We start from the raw sequence: 14,761 nt of genomic DNA on the forward strand, positions 1-14,761 counted from the left end.
GCGCAGCCGCGTAGCCCCCGGCTTACTCCAGCAACTTCAGCAGGTCCTGGTGCAGGTTGCACGGAATCCGCACACCCTCAAGGACGCTACGTGCGCGCGCCTGATAGCGACGTTGCGAGGGCAGCCGCGCACCGGTGCCCTGATAGGCGGCGAAGAACGCCTCGGCGCGTGCCATGTGCACGGCCCATTCCGCGCCCAGGAAGCGCACCGGGTCCAAGGCCAGGATCAATTCGCCGTGGTACGGGGAAGCGCCGGCGCCGGCGTCATACGCCAGCGATTCGGCGCTGGTGAGGTCGCCGATCAGCGGCCCGGCGATCAATTCGATCATGGCGGACAGCGCCGACCCCTTGTGTCCGCCGAAGGTCAGCATCGCACCACCGCCGCCGGCGACCACGTTCGGATCGGTGGTCGGCTTGCCGGTGGCGTCCACGCCCCAGCCTTCGGGAATCGGCAGGCCGGCGCGGCGGTGCAATTCGATCTCGCCGCGCGCCACCGCGCTGGTGGCGAAATCGAACACGAAGGGAAGCGCGTCCACGCGCGGCCAGCCGAACGCGAGCGGGTTGGTTCCCAGCAACGGCGTGTGGCCGCCGGCCGGCGTGACCCAGGCATGGCTGGGATTGCAGATCAGCGCGACCAGCCCGGCCTCGGTGATGCGTTCGACTTCCGGCCATAGCGCGGAGAAATGCACGCAATGGTTGATCGCCAGCGCCGCCAGTCCATTGCCGCGCGCCTTTTCGATCAGCGAGGGCAGGCCGCGCTCGAACGCCAGCAGCGAAAAGCCGCCGCATGCGTCGACGCGAACGATCCCGGGCGCCTGATCGTGCACGACCGGTTCGGCATCGCCAGCGACCTTGCCGTTGCGCAGCGTCGTCACACAGCCCAGGGTGCGGTAAAGCCCATGCGACGCGCAGCCGTCGCGTTCGCCCGCGACGATCGTGGCGGTGAGGGTTCGCACATGCGCCGGGCCGAAGCCGGCATGGCGCAGGATACGTTCGACCAGCTCGGTAGCCTGGTCCAGGGACAGTGCGACGGTATCGCTGGCATTCATCGGAAAAGCACGAAAGAGAGTGACCCGGATTCTCGCCCGTGCCGCGCTTTGTGAAAACCCTCGGGCTGCCACCCGGTACCGAGCAGCTTGATCCGCGTGCCGGTCAGCGTCGCGCCACACGCGACGCCGACATACTTAGGTGACGTTGTAATGACTCGGCTATGCACGAATTGCGCAGCGGCCAAGCTGACGGTGTCGAACGTTTCAGGAGACGATACCGCTTGTCGGGTGCCGAAAAATTTTGTTGACAGCTATCCCTGAATTAGTCCGATAATTCGACAAGGCCGGGATCCGGCCCGCAGGGGATTTTCCGTTCAACTCATTGCCTCGTGCCTTGGCGCGATGGATTCGTATTGCGTTTTTTACGATTTTCGTTATCGCGATACTTGCGGCTGGGAGTCTCGCGATCGTTCAGGGAATTTGGCCCGCAACGGGCTGAAAAGGAAGAGGCGGGCGGATGTTCAAAGTACGACTGGTGATCGGCATGCTGCTGCTGTGCCTGGGCGCGCGTACGCACGCGTCAGATGATTTGGGGCCCTACGAGGAGTACGAGAAGAAGATCAAGGCCTCGCAGGTGGTTGGCCCGCTGAAGGACGACATCTTCGGCGAGAGCATCAGTCTGTACAACATGAGCGTCAGCTTTTACGCCGCCGACGTGGACGTACCGGGCAACAACGGATTGCCCGTCGCGGTTGGACGAGAATTCAAGGTCATGAATCGACGTTCGGTATACGCGGCAAAAGGCTTCGGCGACTGGGAAATCGAAACGCCGCGCGTCTATGGCGAGTTCCGAGCTGACAAAGGCTGGGTGATAAACGGCGCATCGCCTACTGCGCGATGTTCCATTCCTGCCATACCTGATGCGGCGATGACGATCGGAAGCGTTGCGTACAGCGCTTATGACATGTGGCATGGCTATTATTTGCATATCCCAGGTGCGGGCGAGCAGGAGTTGTTGGTCGACAACCAGACCAAGACGCCGCGCCCGACCGATGGCCTTGCGCGTCCGTGGATCACCAAGGATGGGTGGCGCTTGGGTTGTCTGGCCAATACGATCAACTATGGCGGCGAGGGCTTTCTGGCGATTTCGCCTGCCGGGGTTAAGTATTACTTCGATTACGCGATCGTCACCCCCATCGGTGGCTATCAGCAGGCGGGCACGGGTAGTCCCGCTGTGCGTGCCCGCGTCGCGCTTGCGGCCAGCCGCGTCGAAGACCGCTTCGGCAACTGGGTGACGTACAGCTATACGGGCGACAAGCTGTCCTCCATCCAATCCAGCGATGGGCGCGCGATCGCGCTGAACTACAACGGCGACCTGATCAGCAGCATCCAGACCAATGGCCAGACCTGGACGTATGGGTACGAATTCAGTACCGCGTATCCATCGGCACAAGGGGCCTATCGCCTGAAGACGGTTACTCAACCCGATGGCTCGCAGTGGACCTACAGCATCGTCAGCGGCAACATGCTGCCGAAGCGCGAGCCACCAGCCGGCGGTGGTGCTAGCAGTTGCGTCTATGAGCCTGATCCCATGGATGGTGCGGTGTCGCTGCAGGTGACCCATCCTTCCGGTGCCGTAGGTGTGTTCGCCTTCGACTACCGACGTCAGTACCGGAGCCATACCCCCATCATCCGGTGTGCTCTACCGACGGGTCAGCAGCCGCCGAATCCTTATGTCCCCAACTACTCCGACAACTATGTCCTGACGTCGAAGATCGTGACGGGTCCGGGTCTAGCGCAGCAGGTTTGGCATTACCTGCCGGGCGAGGGCGTAACGCAATTTTACAAGTCGGGCAAAGCGACCGATCCTTGCCCGACCTGCACGCCGAGCAAGACGGCCAAGGTGACCAATCCGGACGGCACCGCCACCGCTTACGAATTCGGAATCATGTACGGCCTCAACGATGGCCGCCTACTGAGTACCACGGCGCTGGACGCCAATAGCAATACGGTGTCCAAGACCAGCAACACCTATTTCGCCGATGCCGACGTGGACGCGCAGCCCTTCCCTGCAGAAATGGGCCAATCCCTGCTCGGCATCCCCAATCCCCTGACCAATGTGCTGCGTCCGCTGCGCAGCAAGGTGGTACAGCAGGAGGGCATCAGCTACACGTGGACGGCGAACGGCTTCGACGCGTTCGCACGCACGCTCAGCGTCACCCGCGCCAGCCCCTGGCACTCACGCACCGATGCGACCGAGTACTACGACGACCTGGGCAAGTGGATCGTCGGCCAACGCGCCAAGAGCACCAACACCAATACCGGTCTGGTGGAATCGCAGGCCAGCTACGACGCCAATGCGATGCCGTCGCAGCGCTGGTCGTTCGGCAAGCTGCGCCTGACGCTTGGCTACAACAGCGACGGCACGCTGGCGACGGTGAAGGACGGCAACAACAATACGACTACCGTCTCCAACTGGAAGCGTGGCGTCCCGCAGTCGATCCGCTACGCCGACAGCACCACCGAGTCGGCCACGGTCAACGACAGCGGCTGGATCACCTCGACCACCGACGAGAACGGCTACACCACCACCTATGGGTACGACGCCATGGGCCGGCTGGGGGCCATCTCCTATCCGTCTAACGACACCGTGGCCTGGAACACCACCCTGCAGACCTTCGAACAAGTTGCCAGCAGCGAGTACGGCCTGGATGCGGGCCACTGGCGGCAGACCGTGGCCACCGGCAACGGACGCAAGGTGACCTACTTCGATGCGCTGTGGCGACCGCTGTTGGTTCACGAGTTCGACACCGGCGGCGCGCAGCGCTTCCAGAAGTTCGCCTACGACTACGCCGGCCGCACCACTTTCAGTTCGTATCCAGGAACCAGCGATGCGCTGAGCACCGGCACCTGGAGCGAGTACGACGCGCTGGGCCGTGCCACCTCCGTGTCGCAGGACAGCGAACTGGGCCTGCTGACCACGCGCACCGAATATCTGCCCAACAACCAGACCCGCGTGACCAATCCGCGCGGCCAGCAGACGGTGAGCGGTTTCCAGATATTCGATCAGCCGGATTACGCCAAGCCGGTGTGGATCATGCATCCGGAAGGCGCCAATACCGATATCTCATTGGACGTATTCGGCAAGCCGACGTCGATCCGCCGCCATAACGCCGACGGGTCGCTGTCGGTCACGCGCAGCTACGTCTACGACGGCTACCAGCAGCTGTGCAAGACCATCGAGCCGGAGACCGGCGCCACGGTGATGGACTACGACGCAGTCGGGAACCTGGCCTGGTCGGCCAGCGGGCAGAGCTACACGGCGACCTCGTCTTGCAACAGCGCCGACGTCGCCGCCAGCGTCAAGGTCGGCAGAGGCTACGACGCGCGCAACCGTCTGGCCACGCTGGCGTTCCCGGACGGCGTCGGCAACCAGTCCTTCGTCTACACCGCCGACGGCCTGCCCGCGCAGGTCACCACCAACAACAGCAACGGCGGCAATGCCGTGGTCAACGCGTATACCTATAACAAGCGGCGCCTGCTGCTGAGCGAGAGCATGACCCAGCCGGGGTCCAGCGCGCTGAGCATCGGTTATGCCTATACGGCCAACGGCCATCCGGCCGGCGTCACCTATCCCTCGGGCCTGGCATTGAACTACGCGCCCAATGCACTGGGCCAGGCCACCCAGGCCAACGGCTATGCGCTCGGCGTCGGCTATTACCCGAACGGGGCGATCAAGCAGTTCACCTACGGCAACGGCATCGTGCACACGATGGCGCAGAACGCCCGGCAGCTGCCGGCGCGCAGCAGCGACAGCGGCGCCAGCAATCCGCTGGACCTGGGTTACACCTACGACGCCAACGGCAACGTCGGCGGCATCACCGACTACGCGCGTGGCCGGCAGACCCGCAGCATGAGCTACGACGGGCTGGATCGCCTGTCCACCACGCAGTCGGCGATGTTCGGCGGCGACAACCTGGCGCGCTACAGCTACAACGTGCTCGACGACCTGACCGCGGTCAAGGTTGGCGGCAGTCGCGACTACAGCTACTTCTACAACGCCAACCGGCAGCTGCTGAGCGTGAACAACAGCTCCGATAGTTCGGCGGTGATCGGGCTGAGCTACGACGCGCAGGGCAACCTGTCCAACAAGAACGGACTCCACTACCTGTTCGACAAGGGCAACCGCCTGCGCGAGGTCACCGGTGTGGAGACCTATCGCTACGATGCGCAGGGCCGTCGCGTGTTGGCCAACAGCCCGAGCCTGGGCAATATCGTCTCGCTGTATGGGCAGGACGGCTTGTTGCGCTACCAGCGCGATGAACGCGTCGGCAAGATCACCGAGTACGTGTACCTGGGCGGCAGCCTGCTGGCCAAGGTCAGCAACCTGCCGACCCTGGCCTCGCCCAGCGTGACCGTTCCCGGCTACAGCAGCTCCGGCAGCTACACCGTGCAGTGGTCGACGGTGGCCTCGGCCAACCGTTACGAGCTGCAGGAACAGGCCAACGCTGGTAACTGGACTGCGCTGTACTCCGGCGCCGCGACCAGCCAGGCGGTCTCCGGTAAGACTGCCGGTAACTACGGCTATCGCGCCCGTGCTTGTCTGGGCAGCTACTGCGGCGGCTGGAGCGCCACCGGCACGACAGTGGTGCAGTTCGCGCCCAGCGATGCCCCGAGCATCAGCGTGCCCGGCACCGGCGTGGTCGGCAACTACACCATCAGCTGGGGCACGGTCACCGGCGCGGCCAGCTACTCCCTGGAAGAGAGCGCCAATGGCGGCGGCTGGAGCGTGTCCTACAGCGGCGGCGCACAGAGTAATGCGTATAGCGGCAAGGCCGCCGGCAGCTACGCTTACCGCGTGCGCGGCTGCAACCCGGCCGGCTGCGGACCGTACTCAGGCACAGGGACAGTGCAGGCGGTCTATGCCCCAGGTTCGGCGCCGTCGCTCAGCGCCCCGGCGACCAACACCAGCGGCAGCTACACGCTCAGCTGGAGCACCGTTGCGACCACTGTCAGCTACAACCTCGAAGAGAGCAGCAACGGCGGCAGCAACTGGAGCGGGATCGCCTCGGTACCCGGAACCAGCGCAGGCGTCAGCGGGCGTGGCGCCGGCACCTACCTGTACCGGATCAAGGCCTGCAACGCGGCGGGCTGTGGACCGTACTCGGGCAATGCCTCCACACAGGTGATCTTCGCCCCCACCGGCGCGCCCAGCCTGAGCACCCCGGCTAGCGCCGGCGTCAACGGCTACACGGTGAGCTGGAGCGGGGTGGCTACTGCCAGTAGCTATACCCTGGAAGAGAGCGCCAACGGCGGCGGCTGGAGCGCCACACAGAACGCAAACGCTACCAATCAAGCGTTCTCCGGCAAGGGCAACGGCAGCTATGCCTACCGGGCCAAGGCCTGCAACATCGCCGGCTGCGGGCCTTACTCCAACACGCAGACCACGGTGGTCGACACTTCGCCACCGGCCATGCCAGCGTTCAATCCCAGCTACCGCTACCTAAATACCTCGCCTACGACGTTCGACCTGGACTGGACACCGAGAGCCCGCGCCACGCGCTATGAGGTGACCGGCGCGGTCAGCTACTCCGGACCAAAGACCTTCGCCCGCCTGAGCAAGAGCGGCAGCGGTAACAGTGTCCAAGTCCGCGCGTGCAACGAGAACGGCTGCTCCGTCTGGTCCGCCGCCTATACTCCGCCGCTTGAGGGAGGGCCGAACCAATGAGCATCGGACACGAGATGAAAGGAAGCGCCAAGCCCTTGATCAAGCTGTTGTGGCTGCTGGCCCTCGCGCTGCCGCTCAACGCGGCGGCCGAAACGGTGGAATACTTCCACACCGACGCCTTGGGCACCCCAATCGCCGTCACCGATGCCAGCGGCAACCTGATCGAGACCAGCGAGTACGAGCCCTACGGTAAGCTGCTCAATCGCCCGCTGACCGATGGGCCCGGCTTCACCGGGCATGTGCAGGATGCGGCCACCGGGCTGACGTACATGCAGCAGCGGTACTATGATCCGGTTGTTGGAAGGTTCCTGTCGGTAGATCCTGTGAGTGCTAATTCAATTAGCGGTGACAACTTCAATCGATATTGGTATGGCAGCAATAATCCTTACAGATTTTTCGATTCGGATGGTCGGTGCACCGGATCGCATATAGCAAACGACGATGGCACATGTGTTAGCTCTGGAGATTTCACGACTGGAGGATCTGACTTGGCAACACGTGAACCAAAATATATACCCTATCAATTACCTCCGACTAGCAAAGATATATTCATGTCTAGCTCGGGTGCTGAAAGTGAGGAGCCTCAAATTCCGCTCGCTGAAAGTATGGAGGATTTAATTATCAATACATACGAAAGAGTAGTGAGGCGGACCAGCTTTGTAGCTGACGGTGCAGTGGCTACTGGAGGTTTAGGGGTAGATTTAGAGGCAACAAAAACTACCCGTCCATGGCAAAAAGATAAAGTTGGCGGATTCTTGGTCTTTGGCGCTGGGGCGTATCTTGGAGCTAATGCAAAATTCAGGATCTTCTCTTGGGGTGATACACATGGGACAACGGGGGGGAAAGTTAAAGTTAGTCCGCTTGGTTACTATAAGTTAAGAGTCGGTGCGGGTCTCTCTATCGGACTTTCAGGGTCGTTTAATGACCATAATGGTGGCGTATTCAATTTAACTGCTGGAGGCGGATTCGGCAGTGAATTTATAGTAAAGCCGCCGATTAATGTCGGCGCAGAAAAGGAGTTGTAAAATGAAATTAATGATGGCCATCTTGTTTATGTCATCCTTATGTGGTGTTGTAATTTTCTATTCTATGTATTTTTATTTCCTTAATGAATTCAGAATAATGATAAAAAATGAGAACGCTGTTTCATGGGTGAAAGTCAAGAAAACTGGGGTTACCGAAATTCAAGCGGCGTATAAAGCTTTGCAACTATCGAAATCCGGAGTGCTTGGCGATTCCGTGCTTTCAAGTTCCGCCTTGAGGTGCAGAAAAAAAACTGTGCTTTTTCTTTATTTGGGAATTTTTTCGTTTATGACATTATTGGTCACAGGGCTTGCTGATTCATTAGCCGCTGGATGAAAATTTTTCGAAATTTAAATAATTCGGATGGGATCCGAGCTATATCCTTACTCGTAGAGCGGCAACCGCAGTAGCAATTGCGTCCTCCTGCCCGAAGCGGGTATCCAGTACATTGCACGACTAAATCGCTGGATCGATTGCGCAATGGCCTACTTCCAGATTGTGTGGTGAGTCAGCTGAGCGTTTTTGCTGCTGAAAGCATCTTATATGGATCAGTTTTGGTAGTTGAACTTCAGTCCCAAACCGATTGTCGCCGCCTCCATCTACGAGCCATGAGTGAGGCAACAATGACTAAGCACACCGGCTACTTAGAGTGCTGACCGGCGACACTTGCCACTGGTCTGCGCCGAAAAGCCGCTGGCACAACGTGTTTGCGGAGACAGTGATAAAGGCCGCGGTTGCACCTCCCGCGGCTGTAGCCTTCCCCTGCTGGTGACCAATCGCGACAAAAAGAGCAACCCTCCTCATTTGTCGCGGTCTCTATGCCGCCTTATGCGCTTCGCTTCGCAACGTCAGAAGCAGCGCCAGCCGCTTACGCCGACAACTCCAACAACAACTTATTGAGCCGACGCACATAAGCAGCCGGATCCTTGAGGCTGTCGCCCGCAGCCAGCGCAGCCTGATCGAACAGCACCCGCGCCAAGTCGCCGAAGCGCTCGCCGTCGGCTTCCGCGTCCAGTTTCTCGATCAGCGGATGCGCCGGGTTGAACTCGAACACCGGCTTGCTCTCCGGCAGCTTCTGGCCGCTGGCTTCCAGGATCTGCCGCATCTGCAGGCCCAGGTCGCCCTGGCCGATGGCCAGGATCGCCGGCGAATCGGTCAGGCGGTGCGACACGCGCACTTCCGACACGTCCTCGCCCAGCGCCTGCTGGATGCGCTCGACCAGGCCCTGCTTGGCCTTGGCCGCTTCTTCCATGGCCTGCTTTTCTTCGTCGCTGTCGAGCTTGCCCAAGTCCAGGTCGCCGCGCGCCACGTCGACGAAGGACTTGCCGTCGAACTCGGTGAGGTAGCTCATCAGCCACTCGTCGATGCGGTCGGTGAGCAGCAGCACTTCGATGCCCTTCTTGCGGAACACTTCCAGGTGCGGGCTGTCCTTGATCTGCGCGTAGCTCTCGCCGCTCAGGTAGTACAGCTTGTCCTGGCCGTCCTTCATCCGCGCCACGTAGTCGGCCAGCGCCACGCTGTGCTCGGCGTCGCCGCTGTGGGTGGAGGCGAAGCGCAGCAGGCCGGCGATCTTCTCGCGGTTGGCGAAGTCCTCGGCCGGGCCTTCCTTCAGCACCTGGCCGAAATTCTTCCACACGCTCTTGTAGCGCTCGGGCTCGTCCTTGGCCAGCTTCTCCAGCATGTCCAGCGCGCGCTTGGTCAGCGCCGACTTCATCGAGTCGATCACCGGGCCGGACTGCAGGATCTCGCGCGACACGTTCAGCGGCAGGTCGCTGGAATCGACGATGCCCTTGACGAAGCGCAGGTACAGCGGCAGGAACTGTTCGGCCTGGTCCATGATGAAGACGCGCTGCACGTACAGCTTGAGTCCGCGCGAGGCGTCGCGCTGGTACAGGTCGAACGGTGCGCGCCCGGGCACGTACAGCAGCGAGGTGTAGTCGAGCTTGCCCTCGACCTTGTTGTGGCTCCACGCCACCGGGTTCTCGTGGTCGTGCGCGATGTGCTTGTACAGCTCCTGGTATTCCTCGTCCTTGATCTCGGTGCGCGGCCGCGTCCACAGCGCGCTGGCGCGGTTGACGGTTTCCCACTCCGGAGTTTCCGGCTTGTCCTTGTCCTCGCCGTGGTGTTCCTTCGGCAGCTCGATCGGCAGCGCGATGTGGTCGGAATACTTGCGCACGATGCCGCGCAGTTTCCAGCCGTCGGCGAAGCTGTCCTCGCTCTCCTTCAGCTGCAGCACGATGCGGGTGCCGCGCTCGGGCTTGTCGATGGTGGCGACTTCGAACTCGCCTTCGCCGCGCGAGGACCAGTGCACGCCCTCGCTGGCCGGCAACCCGGCGCGGCGGCTGTACACGTCGACCTGGTCGGCGACGATGAAGGCGCTGTAGAAGCCCACGCCGAACTGGCCGATCAGGTGCGAATCCTTCTTCTGGTCGCCGGACAGGTGCTTGAGGAAATCGGACGTGCCGGACTTGGCGATGGTGCCCAGGTGCGAGACGATCTCCTCGCGGCTCATGCCGATGCCGTTGTCGTCGATGGTGACGGTGCCGGCGTCCTTGTCGAAGCCGATGCGGATGCGCAGCTGCGCATCGCCGTCCAGCAGTTCGGGCTTGACCAGCGCCTCGAAGCGCAGCTTGTCGGCCGCGTCGGAGGCATTGGAGATCAGCTCGCGCAGGAAGATCTCTTTATTGGAATACAGCGAATGGATCATCAGCTGCAGCAGCTGTTTGACCTCGGTCTGAAAGCCCAGGGTTTCTTTTTGGGTTTCCACGCTCATCGGTGCTTGCTCCATGGGTGATGGCTGGCCGCGCGGAGGAGGGCGCGACTCTGCCAGCGGACATGGTGGCGGCAGGGCCCGGCTTCAAGCGCCAGGCGGCGCGCGCGGGTGCCATGGCGCTGGTCTATCATCCTGGCCCCGTTCCGTGCCGCCGCCGTCGATGCCGATCCCGTGCCCGTTGCCTCCCGATTCCCGGCCGTCGCGAGGCCGCCGATGAGCCGCGCCGGCGCGGGCCAGGTGCGCATCATCGGCGGGCGCTGGCGCAACACGCGGCTGCCGGTGCCGGACCTGCCGGGGCTGCGCCCGACCTCCGACCGGGTCCGCGAGACCCTGTTCAACTGGCTGCTGCCGGCGTTGCCCGGCGCGCGCGTGCTGGACCTGTTCGCCGGCAGCGGCGCGCTCGGCCTGGAGGCGGTATCGCGCGGTGCGGCCTCGGCCTGCCTGGTCGAGCGCGACCCTGCGCTGGCCGACGGCCTGCGCGCCAGCGTCGCCAGGCTGCAGGCGCAGGCGCAGATCCAGGTGGTGCAGGACGACGCGCTACGCTGGCTGGCGGCGCCGGGCACCGACGCCCCGGTCGACATCGCCTTCGTCGACCCGCCGTTCGCCGACGGGCTGTGGGAGGCGGTGCTGCAGCGGCTGCCGGCGCGGCTGGCGGCCGACGCCTGGCTGTACCTGGAGTCGCCGGCGGGGCAGGCGCCGGCCGTGCCGGCGCCGTGGGCGCTGTACCGCGAGGGCGGCAGCCGCGAGGTCCGCGCTGCCCTGTACCGGCGCACCGCTGCTACACTTCCCGGCGACCTTCACGCGGTATCCAACGCATGACCGTGGCCCACAGCCGCATCGCCGTCTACCCCGGGACCTTCGATCCGATCACCAACGGTCACATCGACCTGGTCAACCGGGCCGCGCCGCTGTTCGAACAGGTGGTGGTGGGCGTGGCGCAGAGCCCGTCCAAGGGGCCGACGCTGCCGCTGGAATTGCGTGTGAACCTGGCCCGCGAGGCGCTGGCCGGGCACCGCAACGTGGAGGTGATCGGCTTCGACACGCTGCTGGCGCATTTCGTGCGCTCGGTCGGCGGCGGGGTGCTGCTGCGCGGCCTGCGTGCGGTGTCGGATTTCGAATACGAGTTCCAGATGGCGAGCATGAACCGGCATCTGATCCCGGAGGTGGAGACGCTGTTCCTCACCCCGGCCGAGCAACACAGTTTCATTTCGTCGTCGCTGGTGCGCGAGATCGCGCGGCTGGGCGGGGACGTGTCCGGCTTCGTGCCGCCGTCGGTGGTGCAGGCGCTGGTCCAGGCCCGCCAGGCCGCGGCGCAGCGCTGAGCCGTCCGTCATTCACATACAAACAAGGGAGCCATCCATGAAGAACACCGTACGCGTGCTGCTGATCGCCTCGCTGGCACTGGGCTTCACCGCCTGCAAGAAGGAAGAGGCCGCCGCGCCCGCCGCCGACGCGCAGCCGGCGCTGACCGCGCCGTCCAAGGACGACGATGCCGGCTGGAAGAAGTACCTGCAGGAAGTGGCGCTGCAGAACATGGGCACCATCACCAACAGCCCGTTCCTGTACTACCTGCCGCCGGAGTCGGATGCGGATTTCCAGGCCAAGTACGATCGCCAGGTCGAAAGCGCCACCACCGCCATCGGCCGCGGCATCCAGCCGGGCAACATGCTGGCGTTCGGCTCCTCGGCCTCGGCCAAGATGGCCGACCTGATCGCCGCCGCCTTCGCCAAGGTCGAGCCGAACACGATGAAGGGCGTGCGCGTGGTCTACATCGGCAACGCCGCCGACAACGCGCGCGTGCAGACCGTGATCCAGCCGACCGGTGCCGAGTACATCTTCGTCGAAGCGAAGTAAGCGCCATAGCGCCGGCGTGCCTGCATGGGCACGCCGGCCGACGCAGTGCCAGCTTCGGCTGGCCTGCGGCCACGACCGTCCGGCCATTGCCGGCAGCGTCTCCGTCTGGCCAGCGGCATCCATCGTCCGATCCGGCTCCTGCGCGCGCCTCGTCCCAGCAGGGGGCACTGCGTTCCTCCGGGATGCCCCAGGCGACTGCCACGGGTATCCGCGCCGCTGGTCCGGCCTTCTGGCGCATCAAGCCGTCGCCTGCGCGACGCAGCGTCCCGCTGGACGTGACCGCGATGCCGGGGCCGCCGCGCCCGATCCGGTAAGATGGCGCGGTTAGTGCCGAATCCAGCGAAATGTCCCTCAAGATCAACGAGCTCTGCGTCAACTGCGACGTCTGCGAGCCGGCCTGCCCGAACCAGGCCATCGCGATGGGCGAGACGATCTATGTGATCGATCCGGCCCGCTGTACCGAATGCGTCGGCCATTTCGACGAGCCGCAGTGCGTGGTGGTGTGCCCGGTCGAATGCATCGACCCGGATCCGGCGATCCCGGAGAGCCACGACCAGTTGCTGGCCAAGCTGCTGCAGCTGCAGCGCGATCATCCCGAGTTTTACCGACAGGAGCCCCCCGCCGCATGAGAACGCTCGTCCGCCGTGTCCTGCTGCTCGCCCTGGTCCTGACGCCGTCGGCGTGGGCCGAGGCGCCGGTCGCTGCCGCTGCCGCGCATCCGCCCGGCGCCGCCGTCGCCAGCGGCCACCGCCTGGCCACCGAGGCCGGCCTGCAGATCCTGCGCGAGGGTGGCAATGCGTTCGACGCGGCGGTGGCGGTGTCCTCGACACTGGCGGTGGTCGAGCCGATCAGCTCCGGCCTGGGCGGCGGCGGCTTCTTCCTGCTGCACGACGCCAAGACCGGCAAGGACGTGATGCTGGATGCGCGCGAAGTCGCGCCGGAATCGGCGAGCGCCGACAAGTTCCTGGATGCCAAGGGCGCGCTGGACCGCGACCGCTCGGTCAACGGCCCATGGTCGGCCGGCATTCCCGGCCTGCCGGCGGCGCTGGTGGAACTGGCGACCAAGCACGGCAAGCTGCCGCTGCAGCAGTCGCTGGCGCCGGCGATCCGCATCGCCCGCGACGGCTTCCCGGTGTACCGGCGCATGGCCGAGGGCTACCAGTCGCGGCGCAAGGTGATGGAGCGCTATCCCGGCACCCGCGAGGTGTATCTGCGCAACGGCAAGCCGATCGCCGAAGGCGACCTGTTCAAGCAGCCGGAACTGGCCAACACCCTGCAATTGCTGGGCGCCAAGGGCTTCGACGGGTTCTACCGCGGCGCCACCGCCAAGAAGCTGCTGGCCGGGGTCAAGCAGGCCGGCGGCCACTGGACCGCCGAGGAACTGGCCGGCTACACGGTCAAGCAGCGCACGCCGATCCGGTTCGACTACAAGGGCTGGACCATCACCACCGCGCCGCCGCCGTCGTCCGGCGGCATCGCCCTGGCCAGCATGCTGCAGATTCTGGAAGGCTACGATCTGAAGGCGATGGATCCGGTGCACCGCACCCACTTGGTGGTGGAAGCGATGCGCCGCGCCTACCGCGACCGCACCTTCTTCCTCGGCGATCCGGATTTCACTGCGGTGCCGCAGCGCGTGCTGCTGAGCAAGGACTATGCGATCGGCCTGCGCTCGACCATCAATCCGGAAAAGGCCACGCCCAGCGACCTGCTGTCGGGCCAGCCGACGCCGCTGGAAGACGACGAGACCACCCACTTCTCGATCATCGATGGCGAGGGCAACCGGGTCGGCGCGACCCAGACCGTGAACCTGCTGTTCGGCTCCGGGCTGATTCCCAAGGGCACCGGCGTGCTGCTCAACGACGAGATGGACGACTTCGCGCTCAAGCCCGGCACGCCCAACGCGTTCGGGGTGATGGGCTACGCCGCCAACGCGCCCAAGCCGGGCAAGCGCCCGCTCAGCTCGATGACGCCGACCTTCATGGAGAACGCCGACAAGACGATCGTGCTCGGCACCCCGGGCGGCAGCCGCATCATCACCATGGTCCTGCTCGGCATTCTCGGTTACGACGACGGCCTCAGCGCGCAGCAGGTCGCCGCGCTGCCGCGCTACCACCACCAGTGGCTGCCGGACGTGATCGAGGCCGAGACCGGCACCTTCGACGCGGCCACCGTGCAGGGCCTGCAGGCGATGGGCCACACGCTCAAGCTGCCCGGCGACAGCGCCGAGGGCGGGCGCGGTTCCAGCCACGTGTGGGGCAACCTGCAGACGGTGGAATGGGACAAGCGCAACAACGTGCTCAGCGGCGGCAGCGACCCGCGCAACGAGGTCGGCAGCGCCGAGGTCCTGCAACTGGCCGCGCCAGCGCGCTGAGCCGCACGCCGCCCGCTTTTGCGA

At 64.2% G+C, this 14,761-nt stretch carries 10 protein-coding genes; 8 read left to right on the plus strand and 2 right to left on the minus strand.

The annotated features are described in order from the left end of the window. Positions 1-22: 22 nt before the first annotated feature. A complete protein-coding gene (locus HEP75_RS09555) occupies positions 23-1,048 on the minus strand; it encodes an Ldh family oxidoreductase (protein WP_185826258.1) in 1,026 nt (341 codons plus the stop codon). A 457-nt stretch (positions 1,049-1,505) separates the two neighbouring features. Here HEP75_RS09555 and HEP75_RS09560 point away from each other — a divergent pair, with 457 nt between their 5' ends. Genes HEP75_RS09560 through HEP75_RS09570 form a run of 3 tightly spaced genes read left to right on the plus strand, consistent with a single transcriptional unit; the run spans position 1,506 to position 8,075 of the window. Next, positions 1,506-6,716, plus strand: coding sequence for an RHS repeat protein (locus HEP75_RS09560; protein WP_185826259.1), 5,211 nt, complete (start codon positions 1,506-1,508; stop codon positions 6,714-6,716). Next, positions 6,713-7,741, plus strand: coding sequence for an RHS repeat-associated core domain-containing protein (locus HEP75_RS09565; RefSeq protein WP_185826260.1), 1,029 nt, complete (start codon positions 6,713-6,715; stop codon positions 7,739-7,741). Before HEP75_RS09560 ends, HEP75_RS09565 begins: the two co-directional genes overlap by 4 nt. 1 nt (position 7,742) lies before the next feature. Then, positions 7,743-8,075 carry a hypothetical protein gene (locus HEP75_RS09570; RefSeq protein ID WP_185826261.1) on the plus strand — a complete coding sequence of 111 codons (333 nt, stop codon included), beginning with the start codon at positions 7,743-7,745 and terminating at the stop codon, positions 8,073-8,075. 532 nt (positions 8,076-8,607) lie between these two features. On the opposite strand, the gene htpG is transcribed toward HEP75_RS09570, so the two are convergent. Then, complete coding sequence (gene htpG, locus HEP75_RS09575; protein WP_185826262.1) at positions 8,608-10,512, minus strand: molecular chaperone HtpG; 1,905 nt, start codon at positions 10,510-10,512, stop codon at positions 8,608-8,610. A 213-nt stretch (positions 10,513-10,725) separates the two neighbouring features. Here htpG and rsmD point away from each other — a divergent pair, with 213 nt between their 5' ends. The 5 genes from rsmD to ggt all read left to right on the plus strand — a co-directional run bounded on the left by rsmD (position 10,726) and on the right by ggt (position 14,737). Then, entirely contained in the window at positions 10,726-11,331 is a 606-nt protein-coding gene (rsmD, locus tag HEP75_RS09580; protein ID WP_185826263.1) for a 16S rRNA (guanine(966)-N(2))-methyltransferase RsmD, read from the plus strand. Then, positions 11,328-11,834: a pantetheine-phosphate adenylyltransferase gene (coaD, locus tag HEP75_RS09585; protein ID WP_184411109.1), complete on the plus strand. Its 507-nt coding sequence runs from the start codon at positions 11,328-11,330 to the stop codon at positions 11,832-11,834. The genes rsmD and coaD overlap by 4 nt, the downstream gene beginning before the upstream one ends. 37 nt (positions 11,835-11,871) lie before the next feature. Then, positions 11,872-12,366 carry a hypothetical protein gene (locus tag HEP75_RS09590; protein WP_185813226.1) on the plus strand — a complete coding sequence of 165 codons (495 nt, stop codon included), beginning with the start codon at positions 11,872-11,874 and terminating at the stop codon, positions 12,364-12,366. 344 nt (positions 12,367-12,710) lie between these two features. Beyond that, positions 12,711-12,995 carry a YfhL family 4Fe-4S dicluster ferredoxin gene (locus tag HEP75_RS09595; RefSeq protein ID WP_179563903.1) on the plus strand — a complete coding sequence of 95 codons (285 nt, stop codon included), beginning with the start codon at positions 12,711-12,713 and terminating at the stop codon, positions 12,993-12,995. Continuing rightward, a complete protein-coding gene (gene ggt / locus HEP75_RS09600; RefSeq protein WP_185813225.1) occupies positions 12,992-14,737 on the plus strand; it encodes a gamma-glutamyltransferase in 1,746 nt (581 codons plus the stop codon). Before HEP75_RS09595 ends, ggt begins: the two co-directional genes overlap by 4 nt. The last annotated feature ends 24 nt before the right edge of the window (positions 14,738-14,761 follow it).

This window comes from Xanthomonas sp. SI (genome assembly GCF_014236855.1).
Classification (GTDB): domain Bacteria; phylum Pseudomonadota; class Gammaproteobacteria; order Xanthomonadales; family Xanthomonadaceae; genus Xanthomonas_A.